The 20,247-nt window shown below is 59.6% G+C and carries 12 protein-coding genes and 6 pseudogenes; 12 read left to right on the top strand and 6 right to left on the bottom strand.

Annotated elements, in window-relative coordinates; translation table 11 throughout:
* Both EN925_RS00275 and EN925_RS41410 read right to left on the bottom strand, forming a co-directional pair.
* A partial coding sequence (locus EN925_RS00275) for a hypothetical protein (RefSeq protein ID WP_164747208.1) occupies positions 1-403 on the bottom strand: 403 nt, incomplete at its 3' end.
* Positions 400-678 (bottom strand): AlpA family phage regulatory protein, encoded by a 279-nt coding sequence (locus tag EN925_RS41410; protein ID WP_063169289.1) that lies wholly within the window; start codon positions 676-678, stop codon positions 400-402. The genes EN925_RS00275 and EN925_RS41410, both read right to left, overlap by 4 nt.
* Before the next feature lie 975 nt (positions 679-1,653).
* Here EN925_RS41410 and EN925_RS00265 point away from each other — a divergent pair.
* Positions 1,654-3,585: a potassium transporter Kup gene (locus EN925_RS00265; protein ID WP_063169287.1), complete on the top strand. Its 1,932-nt coding sequence runs from the start codon at positions 1,654-1,656 to the stop codon at positions 3,583-3,585.
* A gap of 307 nt (positions 3,586-3,892) precedes the next feature.
* Positions 3,893-4,353, top strand: a pseudogene (locus tag EN925_RS00260) (OB-fold nucleic acid binding domain-containing protein); the annotation flags it as partial.
* A 512-nt stretch (positions 4,354-4,865) separates the two neighbouring features.
* Here EN925_RS00260 and EN925_RS39545 read toward each other — a convergent pair.
* Positions 4,866-5,362, bottom strand: a pseudogene (locus EN925_RS39545) (aldehyde dehydrogenase family protein); the annotation flags it as partial.
* Between the two features lie 611 nt (positions 5,363-5,973).
* Between EN925_RS39545 and EN925_RS00245 the strand changes: the two are divergent.
* Together EN925_RS00245 and EN925_RS00240 are read left to right on the top strand one after the other, a co-directional pair.
* Entirely contained in the window at positions 5,974-6,312 is a 339-nt protein-coding gene (locus EN925_RS00245) for a helix-turn-helix transcriptional regulator (RefSeq protein WP_063169282.1), read from the top strand.
* Positions 6,302-7,618, top strand: coding sequence for a HipA domain-containing protein (locus tag EN925_RS00240; RefSeq protein WP_063169281.1), 1,317 nt, complete (start codon positions 6,302-6,304; stop codon positions 7,616-7,618). The genes EN925_RS00245 and EN925_RS00240 overlap by 11 nt, the downstream gene beginning before the upstream one ends.
* A gap of 569 nt (positions 7,619-8,187) precedes the next feature.
* On the opposite strand, the gene EN925_RS00235 is transcribed toward EN925_RS00240, so the two are convergent.
* Complete coding sequence (locus tag EN925_RS00235) at positions 8,188-8,547, bottom strand: hypothetical protein (RefSeq protein ID WP_126066776.1); 360 nt, start codon at positions 8,545-8,547, stop codon at positions 8,188-8,190.
* Positions 8,548-9,063: 516 nt separating this feature from the next.
* Here EN925_RS00235 and EN925_RS40450 point away from each other — a divergent pair.
* The 6 genes and pseudogenes from EN925_RS40450 to EN925_RS39540 all read left to right on the top strand — a co-directional run.
* Positions 9,064-9,597 (top strand): annotated as a pseudogene (locus EN925_RS40450) (IS21 family transposase); the annotation flags it as partial.
* 10 nt (positions 9,598-9,607) lie between these two features.
* Positions 9,608-9,921 (top strand): annotated as a pseudogene (locus EN925_RS40445) (ATP-binding protein); the annotation flags it as partial.
* Between the two features lie 192 nt (positions 9,922-10,113).
* On the top strand, positions 10,114-10,743 hold the full coding sequence (locus EN925_RS00220; RefSeq protein ID WP_127371024.1) for a hypothetical protein: 630 nt from the start codon (positions 10,114-10,116) through the stop codon (positions 10,741-10,743).
* 702 nt (positions 10,744-11,445) lie between these two features.
* On the top strand, positions 11,446-14,979 hold the full coding sequence (locus EN925_RS00215; RefSeq protein WP_082826570.1) for an autotransporter domain-containing protein: 3,534 nt from the start codon (positions 11,446-11,448) through the stop codon (positions 14,977-14,979).
* Positions 14,980-15,222: 243 nt separating this feature from the next.
* Positions 15,223-15,906, top strand: a pseudogene (locus EN925_RS40440) (integrase); the annotation flags it as partial.
* Between the two features lie 116 nt (positions 15,907-16,022).
* Positions 16,023-16,259 (top strand): hypothetical protein, encoded by a 237-nt coding sequence (locus EN925_RS39540; protein ID WP_063169293.1) that lies wholly within the window; start codon positions 16,023-16,025, stop codon positions 16,257-16,259.
* A 161-nt stretch (positions 16,260-16,420) separates the two neighbouring features.
* Here EN925_RS39540 and EN925_RS00200 read toward each other — a convergent pair.
* Positions 16,421-16,621: pseudogene (locus EN925_RS00200) on the bottom strand (SMC-Scp complex subunit ScpB); the annotation flags it as partial.
* Between the two features lie 93 nt (positions 16,622-16,714).
* Positions 16,715-16,975 (bottom strand): hypothetical protein, encoded by a 261-nt coding sequence (locus EN925_RS00195; RefSeq protein WP_095769041.1) that lies wholly within the window; start codon positions 16,973-16,975, stop codon positions 16,715-16,717.
* 217 nt (positions 16,976-17,192) lie between these two features.
* Between EN925_RS00195 and EN925_RS00190 the strand changes: the two genes are divergently transcribed.
* Both EN925_RS00190 and EN925_RS00185 read left to right on the top strand, forming a co-directional pair.
* Positions 17,193-19,355 (top strand): prolyl oligopeptidase family serine peptidase, encoded by a 2,163-nt coding sequence (locus EN925_RS00190; RefSeq protein WP_082826571.1) that lies wholly within the window; start codon positions 17,193-17,195, stop codon positions 19,353-19,355.
* A 38-nt stretch (positions 19,356-19,393) separates the two neighbouring features.
* Complete coding sequence (locus EN925_RS00185; RefSeq protein ID WP_063169295.1) at positions 19,394-20,092, top strand: OmpW family protein; 699 nt, start codon at positions 19,394-19,396, stop codon at positions 20,090-20,092.
* The last annotated feature ends 155 nt before the right edge of the window (positions 20,093-20,247 follow it).

The raw sequence follows: 20,247 nt of genomic DNA, 5'->3' as shown, positions 1-20,247 counted from the left end.
GCTTGGCATCCGCGTAGTCGCTGCTCCCCTCATTCCCATCGGACGCATTCATCGCCATATCGCGCGGGTCCAGATAGCCTTCGAATGCGGATTCTGCAAAAGGACCTGCCAGACACGCAACTATCTCTTGGATCGCTTCATCGCGTTGGAAATGTCGATCCATATCGTTCTCGAAAATCGGCTTTAGCTCCGAGGTGAATCCTTGCGCTGAATAGAAAACCGTGCCTTCGACAAAACCACCGCACTCTCCGTCACCGGCGTCGGGGTAAATACTAACACTTGAGAAAGCAGGGAGTTCACGGTCGTCGTCGAACATCTGACGGTGCAAAACGATGGCGGCCACCGCGTGCCCGGCTTCGTGATGCGCCACAGACGGGAGAAGATATTGGGAGGCTACATTCATGCGGTGCGGCTCTCAGATCTAGTTTCCATCCAAGCCCTGATATCGGATTCAAGCCATGCGACTCGGCCGGGGGAGATGCGACGCCGCTTAGGGAACAGGCCTGCCTTCAGAGTCGCGCGGTCGCGCTCGAACTGCGTTCCACTGAAGTGCTTCAGGGTCTTTGCCGACTGGCCGGCGGCCCAGGCAAGTGCCCGCTCGCCTTCCACATCTTCAAGCCAAAGATAGAGATCGTCGTCGGGAGCATCCAGCGTTGGACGGACATCAAATGCGTTCATGTCCGGACAGCCTTCAGAAAGAAGGGATAGAGGCTTCCGTTTGATCGGGAACGCTTAGTGTTGGTAGCGGCGCCCACATGTTCGAAAAGCGTGATCATTGATGAGTTCTTCCAGTCGGTGCGGCATCGCAGTGCTTTTGCGCATAGGACCGCAATTGTCGTGCCAACTGGGAAAATCGTTTCGGAACAACGTGATCGCTCTGGCAGCGTTGTGTCAGATGTCCGACATCGTCGAGAATCCGACAACGAGTGCTCCTCCTAATCACCGGATCAACCTCCGGCGCCAGTCGGTGACACCGCATTCCTCTGTCTTTCCAGGAGACGGCGTGGACATCAATGCCGTTCCTCACCGAACCCGCCTCCTAGCCCTTCGCCCATACGTCACGGCCGCCCCCCGGTTTGGCTTCAACCTGAAGGATTACGGCGTCCTCTTCGCAGAGAAGATCGGGTTGTTCGTGGCGCGCGCAGCGGAGCCCAAGGAGCTTTTCTGGGTTGCGGATACTGGCATGTCGATATTACGACCGTGTGTCCTTCGACAAGCTTGGTGGCTTCTTCAACCAGAATCTCGCCGCGGAGATCGAATCGTTATCTGCGCCGCAAAGTGCGGCCGGTGAGCGGCGTGGCCCTGCGTTCCAGTTGGCCACGGTCCTCGCTGGGACGAGCAAGTAAATGGCTTGCGCAGCAACGGTGCGATCACACCTGGAGCACGGCGTCATCAGGAAAGCGCCATCCTTGTGCGCCCACGACACCCTGGTCGCCATCGGCCGCATCGCGGGGGGGCACTGTGGGCGATAACCATTCATTGATCTGGGCGATTGAGGGTTCTGCCGGGGCGCTATTGCTGCTCGGTAGGGCTGCGGGCTGGCGAGTCTACCAAGGCGAGCAACGACAGGCGAGACGGCAGACATTACGTGACGGAACTTGATATTGCAGTGCAGCAAGCGTAGAGCACCGCGCGCTTATCGGAGTGTCGTCCATGGCCCTTACCAATGCTGGTAACGAGGCAGAACCTGTCGAACAATCGAGCCATTCTGAGGTCGAGCAGCACAGCACCAAGGCGCTGATGTTGGGCGCACTAGGTGTCGTTTATGGCGATATAGGCACCAGCCCGATCTATGCATTTCGCGAGGCGTTGCATGCATCAGCGGGTGGCAACGTCGCCAGCCGTGGCGACATCCTCGGCGTACTCTCGCTGATCATCTGGTCCCTGACGATCACCGTGACGATCAAATACATCATGTTCGTGCTCCGCGCCGACAATCGAGGCGAGGGCGGAGTGCTGTCGCTTATGGCGCTGGCGCGCAACAGTTTCCCGACCTGCTCTGCGGTGATCCTCGGCATCGGCATCGGCATCGGCATCGTCGGCGCGGCGCTTTTTTTTGGCGACGCCGTCATTACGCCGGCAATCTCGGTACTGTCGGCGGTCGAAGGTATGAATGTCGTCACGCCGACGTTCCAGCCCTATGTGGTGCCGCTGACACTGGCCATCCTGGCGATCGTGTTTGCGGTACAGCGGTTTGGCACCGGCGGCGTAGGATTGGTGTTCGGACCCGTTACCGCGCTGTGGTTCCTGGCCATCGGCCTTTCCGGGCTCAACCACATCATGGACGACCCGGAAATCCTGCTGGCAATCAGCCCGCATTACATCGTGTCGTTCCTGGTCAACTCGCCTGACGTCGCCTTCGTTACGGTTGGTGCAGTCTTCCTCGCCGTCACCGGAGCCGAGGCGCTCTACGCCGACCTCGGCCATTTCGGCCGCAAGCCGATCGTGCTCGCCTGGCTGGCGATCGTGTTCCCTTGTCTGTTGCTCAATTATGTCGGGCAAGGCGCCTTCGTGCTGGCAAATGGCGGCGTTGTCGGTCATCCGTTCTTCGAGATGAACCAGGGCTGGACGCTTATTCCGATGGTCGTGCTTGCCACGGCGGCGACCGTGATCGCCTGCCAGGCGGTGATCTCCGGCGCCTTTTCGCTGACCAGGCAAGCGGTACAGCTCAACATGCTGCCGCGTTTCGTCATCCAGCACACGTCGGAAAAACAGTCGGGCCAGATCTATCTGCCGCGCATCAACCTGATGCTGGCGCTGGTGGTGATGCTGCTGGTGGTCGGCTTCGGCGAATCCAGCCGGCTGGCCTCGGCCTACGGTATTTCGGTGACCGGCAATATGCTGGTGACGAACATACTGCTTTTTGTTGTGATGACGCGCATCTGGAAATGGCCGCTCGGCGTCGCGATAGCCTTAATGGCGGTGTTCGTCTTCATCGATACCGGCTTCTTTGCAGCTAACATCGTCAAGGTATTCGAAGGCGGCTGGGCCTCGCTTGCCATTGCCGCAGTGATCGTGATGACCATGTGGACTTGGATAAGAGGCAGCAGGTATCTATTTGACAAGACGCGCAGGAACCAGATTCCGCTCGATTTCCTTGCGGGCAATCTGTTGAAGAAGAAACCGCAGCTGGTGTCCGGTACGGCCGTGTTCCTGACCAGCGATCCCGCCAGTGCGCCGACCGCGTTGATGCACAGCCTGAAGCACTACAAGGCGCTGCACGAACAGAACGTCATCCTCTCTGTGGTGACGGCGCAGCAGCCCGTGGTGCCCGACAGCGAGCGGATCAAGATGGAAACGATCAATGAGCTGTTCATGCGGGTGACACTGACCTTCGGCTACATGGAACAGCCTAACATCCCGCGTGCGCTGGCGATCTGCCGCAAGCAGGGTTGGAAGTTCGACATCATGACGACGTCCTTCTTCCTGTCGCGTCGCTCGCTCAAGGCGTCACCCAACTCCGGCATGCCGGTGTGGCAGGACAAGCTGTTCATCGGCTTGGCGCGCACGGCCGCCGACGCGACGGAGTATTTCCAGATCCCGACCGGACGTGTGGTCGAGATCGGAACGCAAGTGGCCGTTTAGGTATGCCCGGTTAAGCAGAATCAATTGGCATTTCGCGAGCCGGTGAATGCCTGACCGGGCGGAGGCCACGATGCTTGCGCCAAACTGGGGTCCGGTTCCAGGCCTGAAGCTTCCGGCCCCGAAAGCCGTCCTTTACGCCTGCGATCATTTCCGTTCCGCATTGTCTTGCCGACCCACCAGTCGAGATGCGCTGAAACGACCTCGCCGGGCAGCAACTTATCATTTGAACCTAATCGATGTGCCGCAAGTCCGACCTTCATTCTTCAGTTCACAGGCTAGCGTTGCCAAAATCGGCGTGCCGCCTAACCGGCGCCGCACCGTGACCTGTCAGGATGCTATGCAGGCGCGAGGCAGAAGCTGGCTCGAGGCCGCCGGCCTGGTGCTGGTCCGGCAGCGGCCGGGCTCGGCCAAAGGCTTCATGTTCCTCTGGAGGATGAGACGGGTGCGGCAAACGTCGTCGTCTGGGTCAAGATCTCTCGAGAAATTCCGGCGCGTGCTTCTTGCTTCGGCCATGCTCGGCGTCCGCGGACGCATCCGACGGAAGAGGAGGTGGTGCACCTCGTCGCCCACGAGCTGACCGATCTGTCGGCCGGGCTGGCCAGCGTGGGAAACCGCAAGACGCCGTTTCCGTTGCCGCACGGCCGAGGGACGAGGCTCATCACGGCGGATCGGGCATCGATCCGCGCGGCATGCCGAAGGGGCGCGACATCGTCGATGCAGTATGACCATATCGACCCTATCAAGTTCAAGACGCGTAACTTCCGGTAGCGCTTCCGGAGGCCACTTCAGCAGCATGTTGTGCACACTTTTGTCGGACCCTGTTAACTGCCGATTGGCAGCAGGTCACCCCGTGCCGGATCCCAAATGTCGTCGCTCTCAAGCGCAACGACTGCCCGCACCCTTTTTAAGTCAGCGAGCACCTCCACCGCCGGACGCCGCCCCGTTTCCTGAGCCGCGGCGTAACGGGTGTATTTGTGACTGTCCGGCTCAAACCACTTCAACGATTCCAAAGTAGCCATGGCATCGCCCTTGCGGCTGCGCGTGATGCGAATGATCGTGATCCCATCCTAAGCGCTCGCGTCGAATGGAGACACGCTGCCAACGCTTCATCTGCTCTACCCCATCTTTGTTCCAAGGCGGTCGGATCATCTCAATGAGCCCTGCCTCGGGGTGGCCAAAGCATGCATATTTATCGTTCGGCCCCGCATCGAATTATCATCTGCGATGTGGGACTCGATCTTGGGTTGGCGACGGCTTCGCTCCGGGAGTAGACGTCGGACCACTGATAAGTGCCGGACCTTCTCCACAATTTCTCGGCGGACTCATCGTGAACGCTCGATTGGACGTAAATGCGGTTCGCGGAAACGCAGGTCTGGCCGGCATTGCGGAACTTCGCCTGGACCGCACCGTCAACAGCACCGTCAATGTCGGCATCATCGAAGATGATGAAAGGTGCATTGCCGCCGGTTTCAAGGCTGACCTTCTTGATCTGGTCAGAGCACTGACGCATCAGCAGCCGTCCGACCTCGTTCGAACCGGTAAAGCTGATCTTTGGAATTGGTGCAGAGTTCACGGCCCACGCGATCACCTTCGGACGCATAGATCAGGTTGACCACGCCATCGGGAAAGCCGGCCTGATGGCGAGAGCAAACATTGCACCTAGCCACGCCACGATAAGATCGAGCGCGGCTTCGTTGCGTGCGGGTCTGTGGTCAGTGGAGGGCGGAGGAAAAGCGCTCGGCGTGCTCGCCCTCGCGATACCACTGGTTCGCGCCGGCAAGCGCCAGTTTCTGAGGCAAATCGCCGAACAGCTGGTAGAGCCTTACTCTCAGGGCTTGGCATCTATGTCGCCTACGACCGCCACATGCAGCCCGTCGCGTGCGAAAGCGGCTTTGTGGAAGGCGCTTAGATCGGAGGGCGTTACGCTAGTCAGCCTCCCTTGGGCGGTCTCGAATACGGATGCGTGCGTAGATTCCGCGCCGCCAGGCCAGCTCGGCGATCGCATGAGGTTCGCGCTCATTGGCAATGATTTCGGAGAGAAGCTGGGCGCGTATGCGGTCGAAAAGTGCTGGTGTAGCCGGATGCGGGTCCCGCCGCCGAGAATGTCGGCCAGCAGTCGAGCGCCGCGGCCCCGCACCAGGGACCGCCCATGAATGACTCATGCGAGGCGTCTCAAGGCTGTCCGCGATCCAGCGCCAGATCTCCGCCTCGCCCGAGACGCGCAGAGCTGGCCGGTTGTGCAGGAGCCGTCGGCAATATCCGCCTTCCTCGTTCGGATGGGTAACGCTTGCGATACGGAGTCTTGACTTTGGCAGTCGCTCTGTGACATTACCTATATAAAGTTCGAAAGAAGGCGATATGGATCATGCATAGGTCACAGAGACCCGAATGAAGGCAACGTATAAACGCACCTATTCGCGCTACGCGATGGAAGCGCTTGGCCTTTTCGGTAAGACCATCCGGCTTGGCCGGATGCAGCACCGGTTAACCGCACAGGAGTTAGCCGAGAGAATCGGTGTTTCACGCAGCACCCTGCAGCGCATCGAGAAGGGCGATCCCAAAGTCGAAATCGGACTGATGTTCGAAGCTGCTGCCATTGTCGGTGTGAAGCTGTTCGATGCCGACGGCAATGGCATCACAGCCCTCACAGGCCGCATGGACGATCGCATCGCGCTGCTGCCGAAGCACGTCTACAAGGCCGGCAAGCAGATCGTCGATGAGTTCTAAGGTCCCCAAGTACGACGAAGCCTATGTCTGGGTCTGGCTGCCGGGCGAGACCGCGCCGGTTGTCGCCGGGCGGCTATATGCCCATGACGGACTCGTCAGCTTCAACTATGGCAGGAGCTTTCGTGAACTGGGAAGCGCGATCCCGCTTTATCTCCCGGAACTGCCCCTGAAGGCAGGCGAATTGCCTTTGCTTCCTGGCCTAACCATGCCGGGATGCATCCGCGATGCTGCCCCTGATGCCTGGGGACGACGGGTTATCCTAAACCGCAAATTCGGTGTGAAGGGCGATGAAATCGCGCGGCTCGATATTTCAGAACTGACGTTCTTGCTGGAATCAGGCTCGGACCGCATCGGCGCGCTCGATTTTCAGTTTTCGCCAATGCATTACGAGCCGCGCGCACTGGCCAATGCCACTCTCGAAGAGCTTGTCCAATCGGCGGAGCGGGTAGAGAAAGGTATTCCGCTCACCCCCGAATTAGATCAGGCGCTGCATCACGGCAGCTCGATCGGCGGCGCAAGGCCAAAGGCGCTGATCGAGGGTGACGCCGTCAAGCATGTCGCGAAATTTTCCTCGTCTGCCGACCTTTACAGCGTCGTCAAAGGAGAATTCATAGCCATGCGGCTTGCCGCCTTGTGCGGCATCAGAGCGGCATCCGTCTCGCTCGTTCGCGCCGCAGGCAACGACGTGTTGCTCGTCGAGCGATTCGACCGGATCAAGGTCACGGGCGGCTGGCAACGCAAATCCATGGTCTCAGCGCTGACGATGCTCGCGCTCGATGAGATGATGGCGCGTTACGCCAGCTACCAGGATTTGGCGGAGATCATTCGCCACCGATTCACCGCGCCGTCGGAAACTCTGCGCGAGTTGTTCAGCCGCATTGTCTTCAACATACTTTGCGGCAACACCGACGATCATGCCCGCAACCATGCGGCATTCTGGGACGGCGCTAAGCTCACCCTCACGCCTGCGTACGATATTTGTCCGCAGGCCCGCAGTGGCCAGGAGGCCAGCCAGGCCATGCTCATCAGCGGCAATAACCGCATGAGCCGGATAGCGTCCTGCCTTGAAGCGGCGCATCACTTCCTGCTCAGCGCGCCGGAAGCTCTTGCGATTGTTGAAGGCCAGCTCCGATGCATTGCGGAGAATTGGCCGCGTGTCAGCGAGGAAGCTACGCTATCCGGCACAGATCGCAATCTGTTCTGGGGCCGACAGTTCCTCAATCCCTACGCTTTTACGGCGCTGGAAGGAAGCGCCGACGTTCTCCGCGCTCTGGCTGACGAACTACGCAACAGTGTTCACGCCTGATCCGGCGCTGGATTTCGGACAAGCTCGGCAAGCGCAAGACGCCCACAATATCGACAACCCTTGCCGTGCCAGGACGAAGATTGAACAAACGGCTCTTCAACAGTGACAACGTGCACTGCGGAGAGATGTGGAGCTGACACCGCAAAAGCCCAAGACGCGCGACTTCCCGCGATACAACTCCACATAACTGAGCGTCTACAAGCGGTGCAGCCAGCCAAACATCCAGCCATCAAAGCGATGATCGTCTGATCTTTTGCCGATGACATCACGTCGGGGAAGCCTTGTTCGAGCGCTTGCCGCTTCATATCGATACCGGCCTGGGCGTAGCGCATCGTTAGTTCAGCCCGAGTGGCCTGGCCATCGACTGATGGTGGCGATGTCAACACCCGCCTTGACGAGGTGGATGGCCGTCGTGTCCCGCAAAGGGCGATGATGGATGCTTTTTTCCGCCATGGTGGTTCCTTCGCCCGCAGCCATGTGTGCGCAGCAAGTATGGAACACCGAACCGGGTGAGCAGTGTGGGGCGGTCGTTGCTTTGCTCGGCGGGACAGGGCGATACCAGACGAAGGTCACAATCGAAGATTCAGGATCCCTGAACTCGTGCATCCGTATTGAACATCAGCGAAAACAGAGCGTAATCCCGCTGTCCAGAAGGCGTGCGGCGGACGATACGCGCCAGGACGCTCTTGATTTCCGGGCTCATCGAGATATTCGACAGGTGCCACCCACGCGCCCTCTTGAAGGGAAGTGTCACCACCAGTTGCAGCGTATCCTAATATTCGGGGTGCTCCGAAATCAGGAACCGCGCAAAGGCATGCATCGCCGCCAGCCTTGCATTGCGGGTCGCAACTGCCACGCTCGACCTCAAGTGATGTGAGAAAGCTGCCCATCCTGTCGGTATTGATGTCGGAGACCGCTTCTTCTTTCAAGAATATCTTCCCGCTCTCCCGCGGCATGAGCCCGTGGCATGCTTCGGCCCAATGCTGTGGATTGATGTTTCTTCATGCCACAACCTCGCTGACGAGACCGCCGAAAGCCCCTTCAAAGCGGTCGGTGGCGATCTCTCGCAGCTTTGGAAGGTAGTGCATTGATTTTTCGTGGAATGGGGACCCTGTTTAAAGGGTGATTTTCGTCCAAACGGGACCCCTTAACGATGGGGTCATCAAGATGCCTCCGGCTTGATCGGAGGCATTTGTGTTTTGGATGTTGGTTTTAGAGACGATTGCAAAGATACGTCGGCTGTCGCTGGTCCAGGGGAAGTCGATCAAAGCGATCTGCCGTGAGCTGAAGATCTCGCGCAAGGTGGTGCGCAAGGTCCTGCGTTCTGAGGAGACGCAGTTCCGCTACGAGCGCAAGCACCAGCCCTATCCCCGCATGGGAGCTCGGCGTGAGACGCGGGACCGGCTGCTGTCGGCGAATGCGGCCAAGCCGCAGCGGGAGCGGCTGCCGGTCGCTTCGACGGCTTCCATTGCATTCCCCCGTCGGTGTCGAAGACCTGCACGGTGCGCTTCGACAACAACAAATACTCGGTGCTGTCGAGTGCCGTCGGTCGGCCCATCGAGATCCATGCTTATGTCGATCGGATCGCATCCGCCAGAGGATGGCGTGGTCGTGGGAGAACACGTTCGCTCCTTTGGCCGCAACGAGGTCGCCTACGATCCCTGGCACACGGCGCGCGCCGTTCCTTGGCTGGGTCGTGCGGTCGGCAATGGAGAAGGTGCGGCGCAGCTCAAGGCGGTTGATGACGTCGACCGGCAGATGGTGTTGATCCTCACCTGGGTGCTGACCGACGGATTGAGCGCGGTCGAGGCCGCCTGTCAGGAAGCCATCGAGCACGGTGCATCGTCGGCGCCGGTGATCCTCAACATCCTGGCCCGCAGCCGCGATCCGGCGCCGGGCACGATCCTTTCCATTCCCCAAGCGCTGAAGCTAGCTCACGAGCGGTCGCCGACTGCACCCGCTATGACAGTCTCAGGAGGACAAACAGCCATGGAACGCACCGAGGTACTGGAACTGATGGGAGCGCTGAAGCTCTACGGAATGCGCAGAGCCTATGACGAGATCATGGGCGCGTCGCCATCAAGCGACGGCACGAGCCGCCCAGGATTGTCGGTGATCTCTTGCAGGCCGAGATATCGGAGAAGCAGGCCCGCTCCATCAAATACCAGTTCGCTGTCGCCAAGTTGCCGCTGGCCAAGGACATCGACGACTTCGACTTCGCCGACACGCCGGTCACCCCCTGATGCGCGATCTCGCCCGGCCGCGCCTTCGTCGCCGATCAGCGCAACATCGTCCTGGTCGGCCGCCTTCACGGGTCACCCAACTCGCGCGGAAGGTCGACCGCATTGCGACGGGCGCGTGTCGACTTCCCAACAATGTCAGACAGGAGACGCAACGCTATCGGAGCGATCGCATTGCCCGAAACGATTTTCCCAGTTGGCACGACAATTGCGGTCCTATGCGCAAAAGCAAACTAGACCTGAGAGCCGCACCGCATGAATGTAGCCTCCCAATATCTGCCGCTTGTGGCGCATCACGAAGCCGGGCACGCGGTGGCCGCCATCGTTTTGCACCGTCAGACGTTCGACGACGACCGTGAACTCCCTGCTTTCTCAAGTGTTAGTATTTACCCCGACGTCGGTGACGGAGAGTGCGGTGGTGTTGTCGAAGGCGCGGGTTTTTATTCAGCGCAAGGATTCACCTCGAAGCGAAAGCCGATTTTCGAGGACGATATGGATCGATGTTTGGAACGCGATGATGCGATCCGGGAGATAGTTGCGTGTCTGGCAGGTCCTTTTGCAGAATCCGCATTCGAAGGCTATCTGGACCCGCGCGATATGGCGATGAATGCGTCCGATGGGAATGAGGGGAGCAGCGACTACGCGGATGCCAAGCGAATCTATGGTGAGTTGCGGTTCCTGATGCCGCGCCGCCCCCGTTGGAGGCGGATCGAAGATCGCACGGCCCGGCTAGTACTCGATCACTGGTCAGCCATCGAAGCATTGGCCGCGCATTTGCTGGTCAAGCATGATCTCCAATTCGATGAGGCTCTGACGATTGTTGCGCCGCATCTTCCGCCCATGCCAGCAGCTACGCCGCCAGAGCGTCATCCGCAGCCTGCTTGATCAGCCATTCGATGTGATTTGACCACATCTGCAACACCTCGCGCTTCTCCTTGACGTTGCTATAGAGATCGTAGATTTCGCCAATGTCTCCGGTGCGGGCTCACAGCCCGTCCATATAGCCGCCAGTCTGCTGCCTTCGAGTGGCCCATGTTGGCCGCGGCCAGGAAGTGGCGACGATTGAAAGGACAAAATCAGTTGCCGAAACTCATCGCAGGTGACGGTCTGGTGGCAATTTGGGCACATCTTGTGTCTCGTCGCCAGTAAACACGGATGCCCGGCAGGAGCTGAGCTCGCTGCCGGCGGAAATCGTAGAGCGCCAGCGACGCATTCTGATCTTTCGTCAGGCAGTCGACCGCCTTGGCATACGCCTCGGCCTCCATCTCGATCGACCTGAACCGGTATCTTGTGCGCCATCCGGACGATCTGGGAAAGCTTGGCCGGGCCGGCGCCTTCCCAGGCGCACGGGAAGCGCGACGACCCATGTGGACCTTGGATTTCACTCCGCACTTACGCTGCTTTGGCCTTGTCAGCAGCCTGAGCATAAAGCGTGCTCAGCTTTCAGGCCGAGCACTCATCCATTGTTGACAGCACCTGTCGTCATTCAGGATCGCCCCATTCTCGCAGGCCGCTTGCAGCTTTCAGGCTGTTGTCAGCCAGGGCCGCCATAAAGGGTCTCGTTAAACAATTCAGGAGGCCGTTCCAATGAACAATCAGTTTGCGAGACTTTTTCGAGGACCAGGTATGCAGGCTTGTTTCAGGACAAAGAACTTTCTGGCGGCAACCACCGCGATGACGACGGTATTCCTGCCGGCTGTGTCTCTCGGGGTGGGTCTGGTAGCATTTCCAACTGGAGAAGCGTTGGCCGACGACCCGATTTCGATCCCGCTGGAGTATGTCGGGGAAGGCCATGACCGCCTGGGCATCTGGGCCAAGATCAACAATGGCAACGCGCAGCGATACGTATTCGACACGGGCTCGGACCAGCTCAACACGCAGATCGGGTCAGAGGTGACCGGGGTCCGCCCGATTGCCGACACGCCTTACGTATATACGTACGGGGACGGAACGTATGGTAATAAGCTTCAGAACGTGGAAATTGATAAATTTACATATGTCGATCCAGATCAAAAGATAACAATCGACGGGCCGTCTGTAAGCGATAAGAAATACCGGGCTGCTCGCATTCTCGATTTTGTCTATACCCATGCGTATTGCAAGGACAACAATCTTAAGTGCACGCCGGGATCCGTGACGGATGGACTTAAAGATATGTATGGTCAGGATCTCCAAGAACCTTATCACGCCGATAAGGAGCAGCGGGCGAAAATGACCGCTGGCAAGATGGCAGACGAAGGCGGCGATTTCGCAGGTACATTCGGGGCCGGCGATTTTCTTGGCAAGACAAGTGTCTGGGGCATGATGGGCAGTGTCACCAGGTCTGGCTACGTGGTCTCCGCCAATGTGAATCCGGATTCCGAGAGCGACCAAACGCCTGGCTGTTCCCCCTGCACGATTGTCAACCTCAATCCAAGCCTCCGGGCCCAATATACTAATGCCATGCCATGGGGAGAACCCGAGGAAAAAGATCAGGATTCTTATCAGAATTTTCCTGGCTCTGGCGCCAATGCCTCGACCGAATACGAAGGCAGCTACAATCTGCAGTACACGGTTAAGGATGGAGCCCCACCAATCACCGACCCCAACAAGACCGCGGTATTGCTCGACACCGGCACACCGGGCGGTGGCAGTCTGGAGATCAGTGATGCGATGCTGAAGCAATTTCAGGATGCGGGCGTCAAACTTAAAAATGTTCGGAGAAATGAGCAACGCGAGATCGTAAGCGCATCGGGCAACATCCCGAGCGTTACAATCGCAGGAACGGATGGCGATCCGGTAAGGCTGGACAATATCGACTTCACCTACACCAGCGGCACGACGGAACAACCCAATGACCAGACCAGTTTTGTTGCCGGTCTTGACTTCTTCAAAAACAGATCGGTCATTTTCGATCTGGAGAAGAAGTATACCGCTTATACGTCACATTTCGTCACTGCCAGCAACTTCTCTACCGATTCATCCGCACCCGAAGGGACCGGTCTGAGCAGGATCACGACGAGCATGGGGAATGAGGGCGGGTTCGGCATAGCGGGTGTCGTCTCCGGCTCCGGATCGCTGACGCTTGATACAAAGACGGTGGTCCGGATGACGAATGTCAACACCTACACCGGCGAGACGAATATTGCTCAGGATGCCTATCTCTCGCTTGCGGGGCTCGGCAACATCCAACGGTCAGCGAAAGTCGTTGCAGACGGCACGTTCGATATCTCCGAACATGGAAATGGCAGCGACTATTGGGGAATCTCCGACGCCTACAACGATGCCCGTATTCGTAGCCTGAGTGGCAGCGGAACGGTCGAACTGGGCAAGCGTACCCTGGTGCTAACGGATTCGAACGACACGTTCGCCGGCAGCATCAACGACCTCGACGTTGATAACAATAATATGGGCGGCAAACTATTCGTTGCCGGTGGCGTGCAAACGCTGAGCGGAAAGAACAATTTTTCCGGCATGACGACGGTCGGTTCCGGCGCGGGATTGCTGCTTGCCGATACAGGTGTGCTTTCCCATGATGCGACCACGTCCGGCTTTCTCGGGAATGACGGGCAGATCGGGGGCACGGCTATCGCAAACAGCGGCGGTGTCGTCGCAGGCGGCGGCACCTACGGTGCGGTCACCATTTCCGAGGGCGGCACGGTCGCTCCTGGCAGTGCGACCGATCCGAGCAGGATCGTCACCACACTGACTGTCACGGGCGATTTCGCGCAGCAGTCCGGATCGATCTATCAGGTCGACCTCGCAAGGTCGTCCGATCTCATCGATGTTGGCGGAGCAGCGGCGATCGACAGCGGCGCGCAGATCGAGCTGCTGCGGCAGGGAACGCTATCGGTCGATGCCCGATATACTCTGCTCTCCGCAGCAGGCGGCGTAAGCGGCACCTATGGCGGGCTGACGGGGGCTCTGGCGACAGACGCGACGCCCTTCGTCGATTTCCAGCTCGTCTACGATGCCAACAATGTCTATCTCGATATCAGCCGCACATCGACGGCGTTTGCCGATGTAGCCAGCACCTTCAATCAACGCTCGGTCGCCGCAGCGGCTCAGGCGCTTGGAAGCGGTAATCCGATCCAGGACAACATCCTGTTCCTGACGGCGCCGGAAGCCCGCAACGCTTTCGATATGCTATCAGGCGAGGTTCATGCTTCCATTCATAGCGGCCTCATCGAGGACAGTCATTCTGTACGCGATGCCGCGAGCGAACGGATCCGTGCGGCGTTCGACGGCGTCGGTGCCTCCAGCGTTCCGGTGATGACTTATGGGCTGGGTGGTCTGGAACTGGCCCCGGCAACGAGTGAGAATTTCGCCGTATGGGGCCGTGGCTTCGGCGCCTGGGGTCATCTCGACAGCGACGGCAATGCCGCCGGTCTCGATCACTCGACAGGCGGCTTTCTGGCTGGCGGTGACGCGGCTGTCGGCGAAAGCTGGCGGCTCGGCCTCATCAGCGGCTACAGCCATACCTCCTTGGAGGCGGACGATCGCGCGTCGTCGGGCTCGAGCGAGAATTACCATCTCGGTCTTTTTGCCGGCACGCAGAACGGCAATCTCGGTTTTCGTTCCGGCCTTGCCTATACCTGGCACAGCATCGAGACCGGCAGGTCCGTGGTCTTTCCAGGCTTCGCCGACAGCCTTTCGGCCGATTACGACGCCGGCACGTTCCAGGCCTTTGGCGAGCTCGGCTACCGTATCAATACGGCTTCGGCTTCCTTCGAGCCCTACGCTAATCTCGCTTATGTGAATTTTGACGCCGATGGCTTCACCGAGAATGGCGGCGCAGCCGCCTTGTCGAGCGGGGATCGCTCGAGCGACACGGCGTTTACCACGCTAGGTCTGCGTGCGTCGACGGTACTGACCCTCGGCACCGTGACTGCTACCGCGCGCGGCGGTCTTGGCTGGCGCCACGCCTTCGGCGACGTCAGGCCGGATACCGCTCTTGCCTTTGCTGGCGGTTCCTCCTTCGCCATCAAGGGCGTGCCGATCGCAAAGAACGCAGCTCTGCTCGAAGCTGGGCTTGACGTAAACATCACCGAGAACGCGACGTTCGGCATCGCCTATCAGGGACAGATCGCCTCGGATGCCCAGACACACGGGTTCAGCGCCAAGCTCGGCGTCCGTTTCTAAATCACCCGCAAAAGAGATTGGTTATGAAGTCAGTGAGTGCATTTTCTTTTACCGTCGTTCTCGGCTCAGCGACGGTGATGTCTGTGTCCGCCGCGCGAACGGACGATGCCTGCTACAACAAGGCACAAAGCCTATGATGACGCAATGTTCAATCGACGACCTGAAGCCAGTCGATGGCGAGCTTGACAAGCTCTACAAGGAGATGGAGACCCGGCTCAAAGAGTCCCGGCGCATGTCCAGGAACTGGTCGAGACCGCGAGGGGCTACAACGCCACCTCGGAGAACACGCGCGACGCCTACCCCAAGGATTGGCGGCATTTTTCCTCCTGGTGCCGGCGCGCTGGCTTCGATCCCCTGCCTCCGGGCTCGAAGGTGATCAGGCTCAATATCAGCGCCTGTGCCTCGGGCACCGCCGCCGGCGATCCGAAGCGTGGCGCCCCTGCCCTTTAGTTTGCGACCATCGAGCGGCGGCTTTCCGGCCTCGCCTGGAACTTTACCCAGCGCGGCCGGCCGTTGGACCGCGCGGAGCGGCATATCTATAAGGTTCTTGCCGGCATTCGCCGCAAGCACGCAAAGCCACCGCGGCAGAAAGAGGCGGTCCTGGCGACGATCTGCTGGCGATGATCGCCACGCTCGGCCACGACCTCAGGGCCTGCGCGACCGCGCTATTTTGCTCCTGGGCTGTGGCGGCGGCCTGCGGCGCTCCGAGATCGTCGGTCTCGACGTCATGCGCGACGACAACAGCGATGGCGCCAGCTGGATCGAGATTTTTGACGGCAAGGGCTGCTGGTCACCCTGCGCGGCAAGACCGGCTGGCGCGAGGTCGAGGTCGGCCGCGGCTCCAGCGACCACACCTACCCCGTAGTCGCGCTCGAGAGCTGGATCCGCTTTGGCCGCATCGCACGTGGACCCCTGTTCCGCCGCATCTTGTCGATCAGGTCGATATAATACGAAAAAGCCGCCGCCATTCGGGACGGGCGTCGGCTATCATGTCCAGCCATTATGCGGCGAGCGGATAGCTTTCGCCGGACCAGGCAGAGAACTTGGCGGCAAAAGCCTTCATCTCGTCGACCGCGAATGTGGTGCGCGGTTGCGAACTCGACTTGCTGGGCGAGAGGGACCTCGCCGAGAAAGGCGCTGACATGAGCGGGATGCTGCTTGGCCAAATCGAGATCCGCAAAGCAATCGGCCAGCGCCGCGTCGTCCAGCTGTACGCTGCAGGGCGCGTTCACGTCGTCAAGACGGATGCCAAATGCTTGCTCATAATGGCCGCAAGGTAATCGTTTCGGGTCGGAGACACAAGTTGCCGCCTCCTTCGCCGTAGAGTGGCCCGATACAATCACGATCGATATTGCCACCTCTTATCGATAGTGATCGCATAGTTCCCTGATTCGACTCTCAACCGCTCATATCAAGCGATTACTTCCATGTATCTGCTGCGCTAGCCCGTCCTGGCCTTGGAGTGTCGCTCCTCACCTCCTCCACCACTCACCAGCCCGATGGGAGTATCGCCCGCCAGCAGCTTCTCCTTGCTGAGCAGCGCGGCAACCTCAATCGCCTCGAAATCGGGCAAATCCCGCAGTGTGTCGAGGCCGAAGTGCAACAGGAAGGTCTTGGTCGTGACGTAGGTGTAAGGCGTGCCAAATTCAGCGGGCAGGCAGACGTTGACCCACAACAATCAAGGGGACGGTGCAGGCCAAGATTGCGGCAGGGCTTGGGCCCCCCACCCTTCTCCTCAGAACTCCGCTGCTTCCAGCTGGCGGCTGAAACTCACAGGCGCAGCCAGCTTGGTCTCTAACAGCATCGATCGCATCATGGTGTCTGCCATGAATCCGTGTGCGTGAAGCGCTCCAGAGCGAAGATGTTGGGCGTCAACCAGGTTCACTCCAATGAGCTTCACTTCTCGAGTTCTGCACAGTGTCCACGACTGGCGCCGGAGGTTGATCCGGTGATTAGGAGGAGCACTCGTTGTCGGATTCTCGACGATGTCGGACATGTGACACAACGCTTCCAGAGCGATCGCATTGTTCCGAAACGATTTTCCCAGTTGGCACGAAGGTTGCGGCCCTATGCGCAAAAGCACTGCGATGCCGCACCGACTGGAAGAACTCATCAATGATCACGCTTTTCGAACATGTGGGCGCCGCTACCGACACTGAGCGTTCCCGAGCCGACGGAAGCCTCTATCCCTTCTTTCTGAAGGCTGTCCGGACATGAACGCATTTGATGTCCGTCCAACGCTTGATGCTCCCGACGACGATCCCTATGTCTGGCTTGAAGATGTAGAGGGCGAGCGGGCACTTGCCTGGGCCGCCGGCCAATCGGCAAGGACTCTGAAGCACTTCGGTGGAACGCAGTTCGAGCGCGACCGCGCGGCTCTGACAGCCATTTTCGACAATCGCGACAATCTTCCCCTGATCGCGCGCCGTAGTCAGTACCTCTACAATTACTGGCGAGATGACGGTAATCCACGCGGACTGTGGCGCCGGACCACCCTTGCCGCCTACATGAAGGCGGATCCCCAATGGGAGCTACTGCTCGATCTGGATGCTCTCGCGGCTAGCGACGGAGAGGACTGGATCTGGGACGGCGCGTCCATCGAGCCGGAGAGACGGGAAAGAGCCGTTCTGCGCCTGTCGCGCGGCGGCAGCGACGCGGTCGTGCATCGCGAATTCGACCTGATTTCTCTGAGCTTTGTCGCCGACGGCTTCAACCTCCCCGAGGCCAAAGGCTACGTTAATTGGCTGGACCCTGACACGCTTCTGCTTTCCAGTGCGCTTGGTAATGGCATGGCCACCCGCTCCGGCTATGCGCGCACAGTTCGACTGTGGAAGCGTGACGCGGATCCCCTCACCACGCCGGCAATCTTCGAGGCCGGGTTCGAAAGCTTCCAAGTGTCTGGTCATTCGGACCGCACCGGCCGCAGCGAGCGCCTTTGGTTCATCGAGCAGCCGGCCTTCTTCGAGAAGATCAGCTGGATCGGCGATAGGAGCGGGCCGAGGAGGCAGATCGATCTTCCTCGCGACGCGTCGTGGCGGGTCTTCGGCGACTGGCTGGCGGTAAGGCCGCGCAAGCCCTGGACGGTGGGAGGCACCACCCATCCCGCCGACGCGCTGATCGTCATCTCGCTTTCCACTTTCCTCGCCGGCGGACGCCGTTTTGAGACCCTGTTTCAACCAGGGGAAAGGCGCTCCATGCAGTCATTCTTCTGGAATGACGGGAAGCTCATTATCTCTTACCTCGTCAATCTCGCACCGCGTTTCGAGATGTTCACTCCCGGCCACCAGGAATGGACGCGCCGAGTCCTGAACACCCTGCCCGCCGAAGGTACTGTCGACGTCTGGTCATTCGATGCGGCAGTTCACGAGACCAATGGAGAGGTCCTGATCTGTGCTCAGGATCCGATCACGCCGCCGCAGCTCTTGCTGTTCGATCTGAATGCCGCGCCGTCTCTCAGCGCTTCAGCAATCCTGAAGCGCAGCCCGGAGAATTTCGATGCATCCGGACTGGTGGTCACGCGCCACGAGGCAGTCTCTATCGATCATGAGCTGATCCCCTATACGCAGGTTGGTCCGGCGAACGGGAACGGAGATGCTCCGATTCACCTTTCCGCTTATGGCGGGTTCGGCGTATCATTCCTGCCCTACTACAACTCCCCGCTGGGCAAGCTGTGGCTCGAGCGCGGTGGCACGTGTGTCGAGGCGAACATCCGCGGCGGCGGCGAGTTCGGCACCCGCTGGCACGAAGCCGGGCGCAGGGAGGGCAAGCGTCTCGCCCACGACGATTTCGCCGCCGTTGCCTCCGACCTCGTGCGAAGGGGCATCACCCTGCCGAGGCGGATTGCCGCCGAGGGTGGCTCAAATGGCGGCCTGCTGATCGCAAACATGCTGACCCGCTATCCTGAGCATTTCGGGGCTCTGTTCTGCACAGCACCGCTTATCGACATGCGTCGCTACACCAAGCTCTTGGCGGGCGCGAGCTGGATCGACGAATATGGCGATCCGGACAAGGTTCACGATTGGGCTTTCCTGAAGGAAATCTCCGCCTATCACGCCGCAGCGCCGGGACAGCCCTATCCGCCTATCCTGATCGCCACCACGAAACGCGACGACCGCGTCCATCCGGGCCATGCGCGCAAGATGGCCGCAAAACTGCAGGCTCTTGGCTATCCCGCTTACTTCTACGAGGCCAGCGCAGGCGGGCACGGCTGCGGCGAGGACAATCGGGAGCAAGCCGCATTCATCAGTCTAGGCACCAATTTTCTCCGCAGCGCAATCGGCTTCAACGATCACCCTCCGGAGACGGCGGAACGCGTTGCAACGCAAGAGGGGCATTTGAGGTCCATCAACAATTCATTCGAGCAGGAGACGAAATAGTGCAGTGCATCCTTTCTGAACATCAAGGAGTGAATCTCATGGCGAGAACGCGAATGGGCGTAGCGCGGGCAACAGCAGCGGCGGTGGCCCTGATCATGGTGGGACAGCAGGCCGTCGCCGCGGAGCCTGCGCAAGCAGAGACCGTCCTGGCGGAGACGGGAGCCTCGGTCACCGAAGCGCCAATCCCTTGGCAGGTCCGCCTGCGGGCGTTGGGCGTCGTTACGAAAGATCTGGGCTACGTTGATACGCTTCCCGGCTCCGGTCTTTCGTATTCGGACACGGTGACGCCGGAACTCGATATCTCGTATTTCTTCACCGACAACATCGCCGCCGAACTCATACTCGGTACCACTTATGCCAACATCGCGGGCCAAGGGACGATCGGAGGGTTGGGCAACATCGGCAAAGTTTGGCTGCTGCCGCCGACACTCACGTTGCAGTACCATTTTACCGATCTCGGCGCGTTCAAGCCTTATGTCGGCGCCGGCGTGAACTACACGATCTTCTACAACCAGGACACTGGCAGCGCTGATGCTCTCAAGGTGAAGAACACGTTCGGCACGGCGCTGCAGGTCGGATTCGACTACATGGTGGACCAGCACTGGGGCCTCAACTTCGACGTGAAGAAGCTTTTCCTGAAGCCGGACTTCGACGTCACGGTGACCGGCGCGAAGCTGACGGGGAAGGCGGAGCTCGATCCCTGGCTGATAGGCGCAGGTGTCACCTACCGCTTTTGAATATCAGAGTGAAGTCTGCTTCCCGACTGCCGGTTTAAATGAAGGGCGCCTCGCGCGCCCTTTTTTACGGTCGACACTGCAGCGCAAGACCTCATGAAGCTATTGTCGGGCGGGGTTCTCTTCCGGCGGACCAAGAAGATGCACTGGCCAACCGG

The organism is Mesorhizobium sp. M7A.F.Ca.US.006.04.2.1, from assembly GCF_004022915.1.
Taxonomy (GTDB): Bacteria; Pseudomonadota; Alphaproteobacteria; order Rhizobiales; family Rhizobiaceae; genus Mesorhizobium; species Mesorhizobium ciceri.
This window is presented reverse-complemented; position numbering and strand designations above follow the sequence as displayed.

What these genes read in the sequence shown, in the direction of transcription:
- EN925_RS41410 (WP_063169289.1), bottom strand. Translation starts at nt 678, where the DNA reads ATGAACGCATTTGATGTCCGTCCAACGCTGGATGCTCCCGACGACGAT.
- EN925_RS00265 (WP_063169287.1), top strand. Translation starts at nt 1,654, where the DNA reads ATGGCCCTTACCAATGCTGGTAACGAGGCAGAACCTGTCGAACAATCG.
- EN925_RS00245 (WP_063169282.1), top strand. Translation starts at nt 5,974, where the DNA reads ATGAAGGCAACGTATAAACGCACCTATTCGCGCTACGCGATGGAAGCG.
- EN925_RS00240 (WP_063169281.1), top strand. Translation starts at nt 6,302, where the DNA reads ATGAGTTCTAAGGTCCCCAAGTACGACGAAGCCTATGTCTGGGTCTGG.
- EN925_RS00220 (WP_127371024.1), top strand. Translation starts at nt 10,114, where the DNA reads ATGAATGTAGCCTCCCAATATCTGCCGCTTGTGGCGCATCACGAAGCC.
- EN925_RS00215 (WP_082826570.1), top strand. Translation starts at nt 11,446, where the DNA reads ATGAACAATCAGTTTGCGAGACTTTTTCGAGGACCAGGTATGCAGGCT.
- EN925_RS00195 (WP_095769041.1), bottom strand. Translation starts at nt 16,975, where the DNA reads ATGTCCGACATCGTCGAGAATCCGACAACGAGTGCTCCTCCTAATCAC.
- EN925_RS00190 (WP_082826571.1), top strand. Translation starts at nt 17,193, where the DNA reads ATGAACGCATTTGATGTCCGTCCAACGCTTGATGCTCCCGACGACGAT.
- EN925_RS00185 (WP_063169295.1), top strand. Translation starts at nt 19,394, where the DNA reads ATGGCGAGAACGCGAATGGGCGTAGCGCGGGCAACAGCAGCGGCGGTG.